The organism is Exiguobacterium sp. s157 (genome assembly GCF_018618205.1).
GTDB lineage: Bacteria > Bacillota > Bacilli > Exiguobacteriales > Exiguobacteriaceae > Exiguobacterium > Exiguobacterium chiriqhucha.
On record NZ_JACSLQ010000007.1, the window covers coordinates 34688 to 51114 of the forward strand.

Below are 16427 nucleotides of genomic sequence, written 5' to 3' on the forward strand. Positions count from 1 at the left end.
TTAACGTACTTTCCCTTCGATGACTTCACGGAGACGGTCTTTGACCGACTCGATCGCGAGTTGCTCGACGACCGGGTTCAAGAATCCGTGAATGATCAACCGTTCGGCTTCTTTACGTGACAGACCGCGGCTCATCAAGTAGTAGAGCTGTACGTCGTCGACGCGTCCGACCGAAGCGGCGTGACCTGCCATGACGTCGTCCTCATCGATGAGGAGAATCGGGTTCGCATCCCCACGTGCCTTTTCAGACAACATGAGCACACGTTCCGTTTGAACGCCGTTCGATTTCGAAGCGCCATGGTGAATCATCGATGTCCCGCTGAAGATGGCCGTGGCCGAATCTTTTTGGACACCGTGAATCAAAATGAACCCTTCTGAAGACTTCCCGAAATGGTCCGTCCGGATGTTGAAGTTTTGTTTCTGTGCGCCACGACCGATCGTGACCGCTTTCGTGTCTGAGAACGTGTTGTCTCCGACGAGGTGCGTTTTCGTCTCGACGACCGAGTTGCCGTCATTCATGTGACCGAGCGCCCATTCGAGGCGTGCGTTCTCATAGACGACACCGCGGCGGTTCATGAACGATAGAGCCGACTCAGCAAGCTGGTCGACGCCACCGAAGACGACTTTCGCGTTCGCGCCAGCGAACACTTCCGTCACGGCGTTGACCGTGTGCGGCTCGTTCGTGTTCGAGAGGAAGCTCTCGACGTACGTCAATTCACTGCCTTCGTCTGCGACGATGATCGTGTGGTGATAGAGCGCGCCGTTCGCTTGTTCCATCGTGAAGATGGCTTGGAGCGGGTCTTTCAACTGAACGTTCTTCGGTACGTATAAGAACGCACCGCCGTTCATGAGGGCAGCGTTCAACGCAGACAAACGTTCTTCGTCCACGCGGACACCTTCCGTCATGAAGTATTTCTCGACGAGGTCCGGATGTTGTTCCATCGCTTCGTTGATGCCCATGAAGAGGACACCTTCTGGCGTCGCAAGTTCGTTGTAGACGACATGACCGTTGCGTTCAACGAGCACGTTTGTACGGTGGTCTCCAAGAAGTGCTTCGATTTCAGGCGTCAAGCCGTCATGCTTCGTGAGCTCGACGTCTCCAGAGACGAAGTCCCATTTATCAATCTTGATCTTTTCAACTTTTGGCAAGGCGAGAGTCGGCGCAAGTTCTGCTGCTTCTTTGCGACGGTTGACCATCCATGAAGGTCCACCGAGCGCCTCTGCACGTGCCGCTACTGCTTGTGCATCCAATTCAAATTGTACGGTCATCGTACAGCCTCCTTACGCTTCTGTGTCTACTGTCATTCCAAGATCTTGCTTCACCCAGTCGTAACCTTCTGCTTCGAGTCGTTGTGCAAGCTCTTTGCCACCTGACATGACGATTTTTCCGTCCATCATGATGTGAACAAAGTCTGGCTCGATATAGTTGAGGAGACGTTGATAGTGCGTGATGATCAAGCAGCCGAACTCTTCGTTGCGCATTTCGTTGACGCCTTTCGCGACGACTTTGAGCGCATCGATGTCAAGACCTGAGTCAATCTCATCGAGGATAGCGATGTTCGGTTTGATCATCATCATCTGAAGAATCTCGTTACGTTTTTTCTCTCCGCCTGAGAAACCTTCGTTTAAATAGCGGTGTGCCATTGCTGAAGGGATTTCAAGGACGTCCATCTTCGCATCGAGTTCACGGATGAACTTCATGAGCGAGATTTCTTGGCCTTCTTCACGGCGCGAGTTGATTGCTGAACGCAAGAAATCGGCATTCGTGACACCACTGATTTCAGCAGGATACTGCATCGCGAGGAACATTCCGGCTTGCGCGCGCTCGTCGACTTCCATCTCGAGTACGTCTTCACCGTTCAAATCGACGCTTCCGCCTGTTACTTCATACAATGGATGACCCATAAGTGCCGATGCGAGTGTTGATTTACCCGTTCCGTTAGGACCCATGATGGCGTGAATTTCGCCACCTTTAATTTCAAGATTAAGACCTTTGACGATCTCTTTTCCTTCGATTGAGACGCGGAGGTCATCAATTTTCATGTGTGGTACGTTAGACATTCGGATACCCCTTCCGTTTTCTCGCCATTTTTGGCGTAGATTAGATATATTCTAATCTTAATCTAGGCAATTTTTTATTTCAAGCGACTCACCTTATTATTCATTCTCAATAAAACATAAATGTTGAGAATGAGAATATCGGGAAATCAAGACATTATCCAACTTTTTCCTCGGTTAACGCCAAACTTGCTTTCCGTTCTTTCAAGGCGCCGGTGAAGAAGAAGGCGCCACACGCCGTCAATACGGCCAAGCTTCCAAACACTGGCAACGCTGCATTGTCGAATCCATCAAGCAACACTCCTCCGATGACGGGGCCAATCGTCTGACCGAGCGCCGTCAACCCCATCGCCCCGAAATACGTCCCGCGCAGATGGGCCGGTGCCAATTCGTCCGTCAACACGTCCGTCATCGTGAACATGAGCACCTCGCCGACCGTGAAGATGACCATCGCGACGAATAAAATCCACGTCTCGGTCGCGAAGCCGATCAGGAGGAGTCCCGACGACAGCGTGGCGACACCGAAGAAGAGTGACTTGATCGGTGAGACCCGCATCCCGAATCGCATAATCGGATATTGGACGACAAGGACGGTGATCGCATTGACCGTCAATAGATAGGCGAACAAACGCGAGCCGTCACTGAATCCGTCATGGAAAGCGATGAACTGTGGCAACGTCGCATTGAACTGACTATAGCCGATGATGGCAAAAATCATCCCGATGATGACGAAGCGGAACGTCTTATCTTGTTGTAACACACGGAACGTCTCCGTCAAGCGCGGCCGGACTTTGACGCCGTCCCCTTCCTCGAACGGATACTTTCGGAACAGTGTCGAAATGACGAGTCCGTACATCACGTAAACGCCCGTCACGACGAAGAAGGCGCTCTTTGCGCCGGTGAGCGACAAAACGACCGCGAGCAATGGCCCAATCGCCGCCGCGATATTGATTAAAAAGTAGCGGACGTTATAGACGATGACGCGCTGGTCCGGCTGCGTCGTATCGCTGATGAGCGCGCGAGACGCCGGTTCGAGGAACGACCGCGACACACCCATGAGTACCGAAAATATGTAAAACCAAAATAATTCTGTCACGAGCGCGAAGCCGCTGAACGTCAAGGCGTTCAAGACGATGCCGATCAGCATCAACTGTTTGCGCCCGTACCGGTCAGACAGCGTTCCCCCGAAAAAGCTCATGAACAGACCCGATAGCGCCGAGATGGCGAACACCGTCCCGATGACACTCGCCGAGAAACCGAGCGTCGCGAGATAAATCGCAAAAAACGGCATAACAAAAAATGTCGACAGCCGGGCAAAAAATGTGCCAAACAAGACACCCAGCGTCAGCGGATGAATGTGTCGTATGTTCATCCGGATCCCCCCTTTTCCTACATATATGTAGTGTACTTCTATTGGTGAACCAAAACTACTCCAAATAAAAAAGGCCCGGGATAGCCCGGGCCTTGACGAAATTATTGTTTGACCGGTACGACCGCACCTTTGTACTCATCCAAGATCCACTGTTGTGTCTCTTCTGACGTGAGGACTTCAAGGAGTGCTTTGACGCGCTCATCATCTTCGTCGCCTTCACGTGTGACGATCAAGTTGACGTAAGGTGAATCTTCGCCTTCGAGAGCGATTGCGTCTTCGAGTGGGTTGAGGCCGGCATCAATCGCGTAGTTCGTGTTGATCAGGACCGCGTCCCCTTCACCGTTGTTGAACGCTTGCGGGAGAAGTGCCGCTTCGACGTCCGTCTTGAACTCCAAGTTTTTCGGGTTGTCGACGATGTCTGAAACCGTCGCGTCCGTTGTCTTGCCTTCCGCGAGTGTAAGCAAGCCTTCAGATTGAAGCATCGTGAGGATACGTCCGTGGTCAGCGACCGACGAGCTCATGATGATTTCCGCGCCTTCTGGAAGCTCATCGAGTGACGCGTAGTCTTTCGAGTACACACCGATCGGCTCGATGTGAACGCCGCCGGCTGAAGCGAATTTGTAGTCTTTGTTTTCAGCCATTTGCGACTCGAGGTACGGCTCGTGTTGGAAGTAGTTCGCGTCCAACTCCCCGTCTGCGAGCGTCTTGTTCGGGAGGACGTAGTCTTGGAACTTCTTGATTTCGAGCGTATAGCCCTTCTCTTCGTATTCGTCTTGGACGTGCTCTAAAATCTCAGCGTGCGGGACGTTTGATGCGCCGACGACGAGTGTCTTGTCATCGCCTGAACCTGATTCTGAATCCCCACCGCCGCAAGCCGCGAGAATCGTAAGTGCTGAAGCTGCCGTTAAACCGAGTACTGTTTTCCATGATTTCATTATAAAACCCCTCCAAATTTTCTATTTAGATTAAGCAGAACGCTTATCAATTACAGATACGAGTCGATCGCCGATGAACTGAATGACGAAGACGATGACCAAGATTAAGACGGTCGCGACGAACGTGACGTCACTTTGTGAACGCTGGAATCCTTCGAGGAACGCCAAGTTCCCGAGTCCTCCACCGCCGACGACCCCTGCCATCGCCGTGTAACCGACGATCGCGACGATCGTGACCGTGATGCCTGACACGATGGCCGGCAATGCTTCTGGGAACAACACTTTATAGACGATCTGCCATTTTGTCGCACCCATCGACTCAGCCGCCTCGATGACGCCGCGGTCGACTTCGCGAAGCGCGAGCTCGACCATCCGCGCATAGAACGGGGCCGCACCGATGATCAGTGCCGGCAGTGCTGCCGTTGACCCGAGCATCGTCCCGACGACGAGTAACGTGAACGGGATGAGCAAGATAATCAAAATGATGAACGGGATCGACCGGAAGATGTTGACGACCGCGCTGATGACCGTGTAAATCGGACGGTTCTTCATCATGAGCGGCTCGTTTGTGACATATAGGAGCATCCCGAGGGCGAGACCGATGACGAACGTCGCGGCTCCGGCGACGAGCGTCATATAGAGCGTCTCCCACGTCTGTTCTAACATGACTTGCCAATCTACATTAGGAAACATCGCTTTCTACCTCCACTTCCACTGCCTGTGATCGGATTGAGGCGATGGCCCGCTCGACTTCAGCCGGCTCTCCGATCAATTGGATGAATAATGTCCCGAGGGCACCGACTTGTGACTGCGTCACGTTTCCGCCGATGATGTTGAAGCCGATGTCATGCTGCTTCAACACTTCCGACAGAATCGGTTGTTCGGCCGTCTCGTTCAAGAATTTGAGCTTGACGATTTGACCGCTCGGATAACGAGCTTTCAAATGTTCGAACGTGAGCGACATGTCTTCGACCGCGCCGATCTGTTTGACGAACTCTTTCGTGATTGGCTGTTCCGGGTGTTGGAACACGTCGGCGACTTGCCCGGTCTCGACGACCTTTCCGGCCTCCATGACGGCGACACGGTGACAAATCTTTTGGATGACGTGCATCTCATGGGTGATGAGGACGATCGTCAACCCGAGTTTCTTGTTGATGCTGACGAGCAGTTCGAGAATCGAATCCGTCGTCTTCGGGTCGAGTGCGCTCGTCGCTTCATCGCAGAGGAGCACTTCTGGATTCGTAGCGAGCGCACGGGCTATCCCGACTCGCTGCTTTTGGCCGCCCGATAGTTGTGACGGATAGCTGTCTTCTCGTCCGGCGAGGCCGACGAGCTCGACGAGTTCTTGGACGCGGCGTTTGCGCTCGCTCGCCGGTACCCCGATGAGTTCGAGCGGGAAGCTGATATTCTCAGCGACTGTGCGCGACCATAACAAGTTGAAGTGTTGGAACACCATCGAGACGTTTTTACGTACCCCGCGTAGTTCCTTTGGTGTGAGCTTCGTCAGCTCGCTGCCGGCGACCACGATTTCACCGCTTGACGGTGCCTCGAGTCGGTTGAGCAAGCGGATGAGCGTCGACTTCCCCGCACCTGAATATCCGATTATTCCAAAAATTTCGCCGCTTTCGATTGTAAGCGACACATCATCGACCGCCTGGACCCGACCGTTTTTCGTGTCGAACCATTTGGCCACATTGCGTAATTGAATCAATCCATTTCCCTCCTGACAACAAAAAAAGTACGCACGTTTGAGCAAACGTGCGTACTTTATCGTACGGACAACGATTGCTCTCATCTTCCAAGGTTCTCACCTTGCTGGAATTAGCACCATTTCGGATTGCTCCGCGGTTGCTGGGCGTCATAGGGCCAGTCCCTCAGCCTCTCTTGATAAGAGTGGTTGCGTATTCGATTAGCCTTATCATAGCGACATATTATTTTCATGTCAAACTATTTTATGCGAAAAAATAAAAAAGGTGCCATCCGAGGATGACACAGAACGTAGCACCTTGAGTCACTGAAGGACAACCCATAGATGAACCTCTTTTGCCCGATCAGAGCATTCATCCTTATATGGGGGATTTTTACCCAACCATCACTCGGTCTTCGAACGGACCATGCAATTACGCGACCGGTGCCCCGACGCTTGATTTTTTTGGGGGACAATCGAAGGGAAGGTCCACCTGAAATCGCGTAAGCTCATGCAGCGGTTGTTCGAAAACGTCTTGATGACGGGAAAATCTCGTCCTATGTTGTGTTCAAGTAAGATGTTGTAATGAATATATCATTCGTGAACTTTCTGTGTCAACTGATTATTTAAAATTTTCAGATTATTCTAATCATCCTATCTCATTTAACGAAAGATAGGACGTGCTGGACGTTTTGAAACGCGTACAAACGATCGCGAACTTGGCCATTCTCCAGCTTCAATAGCGCCGGGACACTCATAACCTGATATGCCTCGAGCTCGTTCGGGATAAAGTTGGCATCGCGTTTTTCAATCTTCAATTCTGGGTCGACCGCCTCGACGACCGAGAGCATCCGCTCGGCCACGGCGCATGTACCGCACATTGGGGCGTATATATATAAGAATCCGTCTGTCATCATTTTGCTCACCTCTCTTCTAAGTATATGAATCCGGCCCAGTCGGTTCAAAAGTTGTGCTCAAATGGAAAATTCTGAACATTTCAACATTTCTTGTTGACGCTCAGCAGAAAGAGGCATAGTATGGTCATTAACTTTATCGCTTTTGTACATAACAGCAAACCAGTAGAAAAGGACAGGTGAATCCCCAATGACGGAAGAGAAGCTTACCGGAAAACAATTTTTAATGAACGTCTTGAACGGCCTCAGTCTTGCCATTCTCATTGCCCTCATCCCGAGCGCTTTGCTCGGTGAATTAACGAAAGCCATCTTGCCGTATTTTCCGTCCTTGCAGTTCATCTTAGATGCGACGACGATTGCGATGCGCCTCTTACCGGTCATCATCGGTGTCGCCGTCGCCATGCAGTTCGGACGCTCGGCGCTCGAGGCCGGGACGATCGGCATCGCGACCCAGGTCGGAAGTGGCGCCATCCGCATCGAGGAAGGCGCGTTCCTCATGGCCGGAATCGGTGACGTCATCACGGCCGGTGTGACGGCCGCTCTCGCGACGTTCCTCGTCATGCAGTTGTCGCCACGCTTGAAGACATACACGGTGCTCGTCTTGCCGATGACGGTCATCGTCGTCGCTGGAGGTATCGGGGCGTTCCTGCTCACATACATCTCACAAATCACGACGTACGTCGGAACGATCATCATGACGATGACGGAACTGCAGCCAATCGTGATGGGCATGTTGATCGCGATGGCGTTCTCGCTCATCATCGTCTCACCAATCTCCACGGTCGGGATTGCCACAGCGATCAGCCTGTCTGGTGTCGCTGCAGGGGCCGCCAACCTTGGCGTCGTCGCTGCCGGCTTCGGTCTCGCCATCGCTGGCTGGCAGATGAACGCGACCGGAACGTCGATCGCCCACTTCCTCGGCTCACCGAAGATTCAAATGGCGAACTTCGTCCGTCGTCCGATCATGATGTTGCCGGTACTCGCCAATGCGGCCATCCTTGGAGCGCTCGCAGGTATCCTTCGGATTGAAGGCACGCCAATCAGTGCCGGATTCGGCGTCTCGGGTCTCATCGGTCCGGTCAACGCCTTGCATTTGATGCCGGGAGGATTCGCGCTCTGGAACGTCATGCTTGTCGTCGTCTTGTTCGGGCTCATCCCAATCGCACTCGGGATTCTGTTCTATCGTTTGTTCAACCGGACGTCGCTCATCGAGCCTGATCATTACCGTCTCGACTTCGATTAATCAAAAAGACCCGGCTTCTCGTAAAGAGAAACCGGGTTTTGTTTAGCCTTGAATCATCGCTTCGTATTCTTCGGCTGACATGAGCTTGTCGACGTCTGACGCGTCGTTCAACTCGACTTCGATCATCCAAGCGCCTTCGAACGGTGCTTCGTTGACGAGTTCTGGTGAATCGGCAAGTGATTCGTTCACTGCTGTGATTTTCCCAGAGATCGGTGCGTAAAGCTCTGATACGGTCTTGACCGATTCAACCGAACCGAATGGCTCATCGAGTAAGATCGTGCCACCGACTTCAGGAAGTTCGACAAAGACGATATCCCCTAGTTCGCTTTGTGCGAAATCCGTGATCCCGATGCGGGCGACGCTTCCGTTCACTTCCACCCATTCGTGCTCTTTTGAATAACGTAGATTGGCAGGTACTTTGCTCATCTTAACTTCCCCCTCAAATGAATTAGACTCACACGAGTATTATAGCACTTCGCCCCAAACGTCTGTAAACGACTTTTCTGAAAATCCGACAGTTGATTTTTGACCATCTGTCACGATTGGGCGCTTTAAAAGCATACCATTGCTCGCAAGAAGCTCGAGTTGTTCGTCTTCTGATAGATTTGGTAGCTTGTCTTTAATGCCTTCGTTCCGATACACTTGTCCGCTCGTATTGAAGAATTTTTTAAGCGGGAGACCCGACTGTTTCCATAGTTCAGCCAACTCGTCTTTCGACGGCGTCGCCTCGACGATATGGATATATGTATAGTCGATGCCGTTCTCTTTCAACCACTTCTCTGCTTTTTTACACGTACTGCATGGCGGATAGCCATATAGTGTCACCATGTTCATCACCTCTCCTGTTACTGTAGCATATTCCGATTCGTCGGTTCACGTTTCAAGCAAGCGCACAATCTCTTGCTTGAGCGCCGGATTGACCGAGTGGTGCGCCTCGATGTGGCGGAGGATGGCTGCGGCCGCCTCGACCGATTTTCCGTAACCGGGTAACCACTCCTGTAGACGTGCGACGAGCTCCGGATGTGTCCCTTCGACCCGTCGCGTCGGGTTGAACGGGTCGCTCGTCTCCCCGTACGCGATTAACACGTTGTTGACAGCCGCGACTTGAATGAGTTCGAAGCCAGCGAGCTGTTCACCGCGCCGTTCCCGGAGCAGTCCGACGTATAGGTTCGTCAGCGCTTCCTCGTAGCGATGTGCGGCGTCTGAAGGGCGTGTAACAAGCTTCGGCGTCGCAAACGTATCGAGCGCCTCGTCACGCTGCCAAACGACACGACCCGGTGTATAAGCGATTCCAGGCATCTCTACGATCTCGAACACGGCGAACTCGGCGTAAATGCCGTCCTCATACATGACCTTGTGCCCGTCTTTCGTGTTTTGGAACTGGTACGCCAACGGCTCGACCGCGAGCCAGTCCAAATTGTCGATGAAGCGGGCCTTATGCCCGTCCTCGACGATCAAAAAGAAATCGAGGTCCGAATAGTCGTCGAGCCGATCCATCTCAAGTCCAATTGAACCGAGCGCGAGGAGCATGAGCGTGCCCTCATGCTTGGCGACCGAGCGGCCGATTGCATCCATCCGTTCTAATAAGTCATCTCGTTTCATGCGTATCCCCTCCTTCGTCCATTGTATCGTCCGCAGACAGCAAAAAGAAAGGGCCGACCGCGTCCGGCCACCCTTTCTCTCGCTTGCTTATACGATGAACTTGTTCGCTTTGATGAGGCTCGCTGCGACTTCGCGCTTCGTGCCGATGACGTTGATCGGCTGATAGCGGCTGAACTTCTTCATCGCCGACAAGAGCATGCGCTGCTCGTCGCCCGATGCGGCCGCATACAAGACTTCTTTCGCCATGAGTTCGACTTGCTTGAACACTTGCTCGGCGAAGATTTCTGTATAGCGGACTTTCTGCTGGTTCTTCTCAGCGCCTGTGCGAGCGATGGCTTTCTCCGTCCGTGCGATGGCCGCTTCAAGCGCATAGATGGCGCTGATGATGTCGGCAATCTTCGCGAGGATCTCTTGCTCGTTTTGGAGGGCCTGCTGATATTTCTGGACGGCAGTTCCGGCAATCATCAAGTTGATTTTCTTCATGTTCGACAGAAGCATCTTCTCACGTGCGAGCGGCGACCCGTCAAGTTCTTGTGGCATGTAGCTCATGAGCTCTTTCTGGAGCTTCTGTGCTTCGGCGAGAAGCGGCAAGTCGCCTTTCATCGCTTTCTTAAGAAGCGTGCTCGGTACGATTAAGCGGTTGATTTCGTTCGTTCCTTCGAAGATGCGGTTGATGCGTGAGTCACGGTACAAGTTCTCGACTTCATATTCAGTCATGAAGCCGTAGCCGCCGTGGATTTGAACCGCTTCGTCGACGACGTAGTCAAACGTCTCCGAGGCGAACACTTTGTTGAGTGAACATTCAATCGCGTATTCGGCGATGGCTTGGGCAACTTTCGAACCGTCACGCATGTTGTCGTCGCCCAGCGCGTCGAGGCTGTCTTGGAACAGACCGCCCGTCCGGTAGACCGAGCTCTCCATCGCATAAATGTTCGCAGCCATCGTCGCGAGTTTCTCTTGGATGAGCGGGAACTGACTGATCGGTGTCTTGAACTGTTTGCGCTCGTTCGCGTACTGGACCGAAAGATCGAACGCACGTTTCGACGAACCGACCGCACCGACCGCAAGTTTGTAACGACCGACGTTCAAGATGTTGAAGGCGATGACGTGGCCTTTGCCGATTTCTCCGAGGAGGTTGTCGACTGGGACTTCGACGTCTTCTAAGATGAGCGTCCGTGTCGATGAGCCTTTAATGCCCATCTTCTGTTCTTCGGCGCCTGTCGAGACACCTTTGAATTCACGCTCGACGATGAAGGCGCTGAACTTGTCGCCGTCGATTTTCGCGTAGACGACGAACACGTTCGCGAAACCAGCGTTCGTGATCCATTGTTTCTCCCCGTTCAAGACGTAGTGTGTGCCGGCCTCGTTCAAGACGGCCGTCGCTTTCGCACCGAGCGCGTCCGAGCCTGAGCCTGGCTCTGTGAGCGCGTAGGCGGCAATCCATTCGCCAGTTGCGAGTTTCGGCAAGTACTTATGCTTTTGCTCTTCTGTCCCGAAGAAGACGATCGGGAGCGTCCCGATGCCGACGTGGGCGCCGTAGCTGAGGGCGAATGAACGCGCTTTGGCGAATCGCTCTGTGATGATCGATGACGAGATTTTATCGAGCTGATAACCGCCATACTCTTCTGGCACGTCCGCGCCGAGGAGGCCGAGCTCGCCCGCTTCTTTCAACAGTTCGACCGAGAGATCGAACTCGTGTTTCTCGATGCGTCCAAGGACAGGCATGACACGGTCGTCGACGAAGCTCGCCGTCGTGTCGCCAATCATTTTGTGCTCATCTGAGAAGTCTTCCGGTGTGAACAAACGATCCGCGTCGAGTGCGTCGATGACGAAGCTACCGCCTTTAATCAATTCGTGTTCTGTACGTTCCATTGTCAATTCCCCCTTATAGTAATTCGAAGACGCCAGCAGCACCCATACCGCCACCGATGCACATCGTCACAACCCCATACTTTTCATTGCGTCGTTTCATCTCATGCAAGATCGAGACCGCGAGTTTCGCGCCCGTGCAACCGAGCGGATGCCCGAGAGCGATCGCGCCGCCATTGACGTTCACTTTCGACGGGTCGATCCCGAGTTCACGGATGACGCCGAGCGATTGGCTCGCGAACGCCTCGTTCAATTCGAACAATCCGACTTCTTCAAGCTTCACGCCGGCCATCTCGAGCGCTTTCGGAATGGCGACGACTGGCCCGATTCCCATCACTTCCGGACGGACACCACCGACCGCGAACGAGAGGAATTTCGCCATCGGTTTCAAGCCTTGACGTTCGGCTTCTTCGCGCTCCATGACGAGCACGGCCGCTGCGCCGTCTGACACTTGTGACGCGTTCCCCGCCGTCACTGAGCCCTTAATTTTAAACGCCGGACGCAGTTTACCGAGCGCCTCGAGCGTCGAGTCGGCACGGACGCCTTCGTCATGTTTGACGACGAATTCACGTTCCGCGACTTTCCCGTCTTCGCCGAGCACTTGCTCGACGACCGTGACCGGGACGATCTCTTCTTCGAACTTGCCGCCCGCAATCGCCGCCGCCGCTTTTTGGTGGCTGTCGATCGCGAACAGATCTTGGTCTTCGCGCGAGATGTTATATTCGGCCGCGACACGTTCTGCCGTGTGGCCCATGCTCATATAGTATTCCGGTGCCGTCTCCATGATCGTCGGGTTCGGACGGATGACGTGTCCGCCCATTGGGACGAGACTCATCGATTCCATACCGCCGGCGATGACCGCCGTCGCTTGGCCGATCATGATTTTCGCTGCCGCGTCGGCGATGGCTTGGAGGCCTGACGAGCAATAACGGTTGATCGTGATGGCTGGTACTTCGTGCGACAAGCCGCCCCGGACGGCCGCGTAGCGGGCGATGTTCATCCCTTGTTCCGCTTCCGGCATGGCGCATCCCATGATGACGTCGTCGATTGGTCCCGTGTAGCCAGACCGCTCGAGCGTCGCTTTAATCGCATGACCCGCGAGTTCGTCCGAGCGAACATTTCGGAACGAACCGCGTTTTGCTTTTCCGACCGGCGTTCGTGCGCCGGCCACGATGACTGCTTCTCTCATCTGTTAAGTCCCCCTTTTGTCAGTTCCGAAGTGGCTTGCCTTTGACGAGCATATGTTGCATCCGTTGCTGCGATTTTGGTTCCCCGATGAGGCTTAGGAACGCCTCGCGCTCGATGTCGAGGAAGTACTGCTCGTCGACCATCGTACCGTATGCCAAATCGCCGCCGCTGATGACGTGGGCAAGTTTTTTCGCAATCTTCAAATCGTGTTCAGAGATATAGCCACCGTAGAACATCTCGTACGCCGCGAGTTCGAGCGTCGCTTTCCCCGTTCGACCGACGACCGGCAACTTCTCACGAACCGGTGCCGTATAGCCGTCAGCGAGACCGAGTACCGTCTGTTTCGCATCGAACGTCAAGTGGTCGCGGTTCATCGAGATGCCGTCGATCGGACGGTGATAGCCGAGCGCTTTCGCGTCATAGGCCGATTTCGATACTTTCGCCATGGCAATGTTTTCGAACGTCTGTTGCGCCGCTTTCTCGATGTTTTGCATCGACTTCGGCGTCTGCTCGAGGAGTCGACGGTACGTGTTGACGTTTCCGCCCCCACCTGGGATGAGGCCGACACCGACTTCGACGAGACCCATATATGTCTCGAGCGCCGCCTGCATGCGTGCGGCCGGCAAGCTGATTTCTGTCCCACCGCCGAGCGTCATGCCGTAAGGCGCGACGACGACCGGGCGACCCGCATAGCGAATCTTCTGGACGACTTGTTGGAACTTGTTGATGATCCAGTCGAGCTCGTACCAGTTCTCGTCTTCCGCTTCCATGAGCATCATCGCGAGGTTGGCGCCGACACAGAAGTTCTTGCCGTCGTTGGCGAGGACGAGTCCTTTGAAGTCTGTCTCGACGAGGTCGATTGACTGTTCAATCATCTGCATGATATCGACACCGATCGCATTGTTCGGTGACGTGAACTCGAGAGCGACGACGTCGTCTCCGATATCGATGAGGCGGGCCCCACCGTTCTCGAGCACGATGCCGTTCGACTTGGCGAGCGGCGCGAGTTTCACTTCTTTCGGGTTGACGGTCTTCTCAACGTACGTCTGTGACGCTTGGTCGTAATACTGGTCTCCCTTATAGAAAGATGTGTGTCCGGCAGCGAGCATCTCGTCGATCCACGCCTGGACGTCATAACCTTCCGCTTTCATGCGGGCGACCGATTTCTCGACACCGAGTGCGTCCCACGTCTCGAACGGTCCGAACTTCCAGCCGAAGCCCCACTTCATCGCGTCATCGATAGCGACGATCGAATCACTGATTTCGCCTGTGAGACGAGCCGAGTAGACGAGTGTCTTCGCCGTGACCGGCCAGAGCAGTTGTCCGATGCGTCCTTTGTTCAAGATGGCACCTTTCAACTTCGCTTTCGAGCCCGGGAGCGATTTGATTTGATCGAGCTCTGGGCCTGTAATCGCTTTCAATTGCTCGTACTCGAATGTGTGAAGGTTGAGTTCTTGGATGACTCTGCCGTCTTTCTTATAGAAGCCTTGTCCGGCCTTTTGACCGATCCAGCCCTTCTCGACGAGCGTCTTCATTTCAGTTGGGACGTCGAACGTGTCCTTCTCTTCACCTGCGTCGAGTGTCTCATAGACGTTACCAGCGACGTGGACGAACGTATCGATGCCGACGACGTCGAGCGTACGGAATGTCGCCGATTTTGGCCGGCCGATGAGCGGTCCGGTGATCGAGTCCATCTCGCCAATCGAGGCGTTCTGCTTGAGCATCTCTTCGAACGTGACGAGGAGTCCGTACGTACCGATGCGGTTACCGATGAAGTTCGGTGTGTCTTTCGCCTCGACGACGCCTTTCCCGAGACGGTCCTCCGCGAAGCGGGCCATGAAATCGATGACCGGACGTGCCGTCTGCTCCGTCGGGATGAGTTCGAGCAGTTTCAAATAACGTGGCGGGTTGAAGAAGTGTGTTCCGAGGAAACGTGTCTTCAAGCCTTCCGGCAATACGCTCGCCATCGCCTCGATCGAGATACCAGACGTGTTCGAGCTGAGAATCGCATCTTCACGGATGTAAGGTGCGATTTTTTCGAACAGCTGTTGTTTCACGTCGAGCCGTTCGACGACGACCTCGATGACCCAGTCCGCTTCCTTCAAGCGCTCGAGATCATCTTCTAAGTTCCCCACGTCGATGAAGTTCAAGTGCTCCGCTGTCGCGAGTGGTGCCGGGTTTTGTTTCAATAGCTTCTGACGGTTCTCGGAAGCGATGCGGTTCCGCACTTCTGGTGATTCGAGCGTGAGCCCTTTCGCTTCTTCTTTCGCCGTCAATTCACGTGGTACGATGTCGAGCATGAGCGAACGAATCCCCGCGTTCGCCAAGTGAGCCGCAATCCCCGCCCCCATTACTCCTGAACCGATGACGACCGCAAAACGGATATTGCTCGTCAAACGGAGGTCGGCTGATTGTTCGATGTGACTCGTCATATTGTTCCCCCCTCAATGAGAATGAATAGTGATTCATTTCAAGCGTAAAAAAAATCGCAATCACCATCGTGTTTACTCTTCTATCATAAATGAATGACAATTCATTCGCAAGCGTTCATTTTTCAAATTCGTTCCAATTTCACTGAGGACGATTTATTTCTCGGTCACTGTGGTATAGACACAAAGAGTCAATTTTAGAAAGGGGAATGTATACATGAGTGATAATCGTTTAAACACAGTGGGGAACCGACATGATTTTGAATCGTTCAAGAAGGACGGCCAAGAGCAGGCCCATCAACCGGGGATCGACTCGAAGATGGAGCCGTTCCCGATCTATGAGCGTGAAGGCTATAAAGGAAGCGATAAACTAAAAGATAAAGTGGCCATCATCACAGGCGGCGACTCGGGAATCGGGAAATCGGTCGCCATCTTCTTCGCCCACGAAGGCGCGAACACGGTCATCGTCTATAAAGATCAAAACGAACTCGAGGACGCCGAGGCGACGAAAGAGCGCATCGAGGAACTCGGCCAAGCCTGTCTGTTGCTACAAGGGGACATCGGCGACTCGGCCTTCTGCCAAGACGTCGTCAAACAGACGCTTGAGACGTTCGGACATTTGGACATCCTCGTCAACAATGCCGCCGAGCAACATCCACAAGAGTCGCTCCTCGACATCTCGGACGACCAACTCGAGCGTACGTTCCGGACGAACATCTTCAGCATGTTCTATTTGACGAAAGCCGCCCTTCCATACTTGAACGAAGGCGCGAGCATCATCAATACGACGTCGATCACAGCGTACGAAGGTAACGACCAATTGATCGACTATGCGTCGACGAAAGGTGCAATCACGGCATTCACGCGTTCGCTCGCCAAGAACTTGGCCGAGAAGAAAATTCGCGTCAACGGCGTCGCACCAGGTCCGATTTGGACGCCGCTCATCCCAGCGACGTTCCCGGCAGAAAAAGTCGCCTCGTTCGGTGACTCGGCCGAGATGAAACGTCCGGGCCAACCGGCAGAACTCGCCCCGGCTTACGTCTATCTCGCGAGCGACGACTCGACGTACGTCAGCGGGCAAGTCATGCATGTCAACGGTGGGACGGTCATCAACGGATAATATTGTCGCA

The 16427-nt window shown here is 53.7% G+C and carries 15 protein-coding genes and 1 riboswitch; of the genes, 2 read left to right on the forward strand and 13 right to left on the reverse strand.

What is annotated here, in order from left to right; translation table 11 throughout:
- The 7 genes from sufD to KNP67_RS12665 all read right to left on the reverse strand — a co-directional run bounded on the left by sufD (window position 1) and on the right by KNP67_RS12665 (window position 6969).
- The gene (sufD, locus tag KNP67_RS12635) at window positions 1–1269 is read right to left on the reverse strand and encodes a Fe-S cluster assembly protein SufD (RefSeq protein ID WP_021065496.1); all 1269 of its coding nucleotides are present in this window, start codon (window positions 1267–1269) and stop codon (window positions 1–3) included.
- A gap of 12 nt (window positions 1270–1281) precedes the next feature.
- Complete coding sequence (sufC, locus tag KNP67_RS12640) at window positions 1282–2043, reverse strand: Fe-S cluster assembly ATPase SufC (RefSeq protein ID WP_087576453.1); 762 nt, start codon at window positions 2041–2043, stop codon at window positions 1282–1284.
- Between the two features lie 172 nt (window positions 2044–2215).
- On the reverse strand, window positions 2216–3430 hold the full coding sequence (locus KNP67_RS12645) for an MDR family MFS transporter (protein WP_021065494.1): 1215 nt from the start codon (window positions 3428–3430) through the stop codon (window positions 2216–2218).
- 101 nt (window positions 3431–3531) lie between these two features.
- Window positions 3532–4365, reverse strand: coding sequence for a MetQ/NlpA family ABC transporter substrate-binding protein (locus tag KNP67_RS12650; RefSeq protein WP_029595094.1), 834 nt, complete (start codon window positions 4363–4365; stop codon window positions 3532–3534).
- Between the two features lie 30 nt (window positions 4366–4395).
- Complete coding sequence (locus KNP67_RS12655; protein WP_021065492.1) at window positions 4396–5058, reverse strand: methionine ABC transporter permease; 663 nt, start codon at window positions 5056–5058, stop codon at window positions 4396–4398.
- Window positions 5048–6076 carry a methionine ABC transporter ATP-binding protein gene (locus tag KNP67_RS12660; RefSeq protein WP_021065491.1) on the reverse strand — a complete coding sequence of 343 codons (1029 nt, stop codon included), beginning with the start codon at window positions 6074–6076 and terminating at the stop codon, window positions 5048–5050. Before KNP67_RS12660 ends, KNP67_RS12655 begins: the two co-directional genes overlap by 11 nt.
- Before the next feature lie 77 nt (window positions 6077–6153).
- Window positions 6154–6259: riboswitch (SAM riboswitch) on the reverse strand.
- A 452-nt stretch (window positions 6260–6711) separates the two neighbouring features.
- Window positions 6712–6969, reverse strand: coding sequence for a thioredoxin family protein (locus tag KNP67_RS12665; protein ID WP_021065490.1), 258 nt, complete (start codon window positions 6967–6969; stop codon window positions 6712–6714).
- Between the two features lie 187 nt (window positions 6970–7156).
- Here KNP67_RS12665 and KNP67_RS12670 point away from each other — a divergent pair, with 187 nt between their 5' ends.
- The gene (locus KNP67_RS12670) at window positions 7157–8209 is read left to right on the forward strand and encodes a PTS sugar transporter subunit IIC (RefSeq protein ID WP_029595091.1); all 1053 of its coding nucleotides are present in this window, start codon (window positions 7157–7159) and stop codon (window positions 8207–8209) included.
- A gap of 42 nt (window positions 8210–8251) precedes the next feature.
- On the opposite strand, the gene gcvH is transcribed toward KNP67_RS12670, so the two are convergent.
- The 6 genes from gcvH to KNP67_RS12700 all read right to left on the reverse strand — a co-directional run bounded on the left by gcvH (window position 8252) and on the right by KNP67_RS12700 (window position 15300).
- Window positions 8252–8635, reverse strand: coding sequence for a glycine cleavage system protein GcvH (gene gcvH, locus KNP67_RS12675; RefSeq protein WP_021065488.1), 384 nt, complete (start codon window positions 8633–8635; stop codon window positions 8252–8254).
- A 39-nt stretch (window positions 8636–8674) separates the two neighbouring features.
- Window positions 8675–9037 (reverse strand): arsenate reductase family protein, encoded by a 363-nt coding sequence (locus KNP67_RS12680; RefSeq protein WP_021065487.1) that lies wholly within the window; start codon window positions 9035–9037, stop codon window positions 8675–8677.
- A 45-nt stretch (window positions 9038–9082) separates the two neighbouring features.
- Window positions 9083–9811, reverse strand: coding sequence for a hypothetical protein (locus KNP67_RS12685; protein WP_021065486.1), 729 nt, complete (start codon window positions 9809–9811; stop codon window positions 9083–9085).
- A gap of 87 nt (window positions 9812–9898) precedes the next feature.
- On the reverse strand, window positions 9899–11683 hold the full coding sequence (locus KNP67_RS12690; protein WP_029595088.1) for an acyl-CoA dehydrogenase family protein: 1785 nt from the start codon (window positions 11681–11683) through the stop codon (window positions 9899–9901).
- 13 nt (window positions 11684–11696) lie between these two features.
- Entirely contained in the window at window positions 11697–12869 is a 1173-nt protein-coding gene (locus KNP67_RS12695) for an acetyl-CoA C-acetyltransferase (RefSeq protein WP_021065484.1), read from the reverse strand.
- 19 nt (window positions 12870–12888) lie between these two features.
- On the reverse strand, window positions 12889–15300 hold the full coding sequence (locus tag KNP67_RS12700; RefSeq protein ID WP_214756726.1) for a 3-hydroxyacyl-CoA dehydrogenase/enoyl-CoA hydratase family protein: 2412 nt from the start codon (window positions 15298–15300) through the stop codon (window positions 12889–12891).
- 214 nt (window positions 15301–15514) lie between these two features.
- Here KNP67_RS12700 and KNP67_RS12705 point away from each other — a divergent pair, with 214 nt between their 5' ends.
- On the forward strand, window positions 15515–16417 hold the full coding sequence (locus KNP67_RS12705; protein WP_214715906.1) for an SDR family oxidoreductase: 903 nt from the start codon (window positions 15515–15517) through the stop codon (window positions 16415–16417).
- The last annotated feature ends 10 nt before the right edge of the window (window positions 16418–16427 follow it).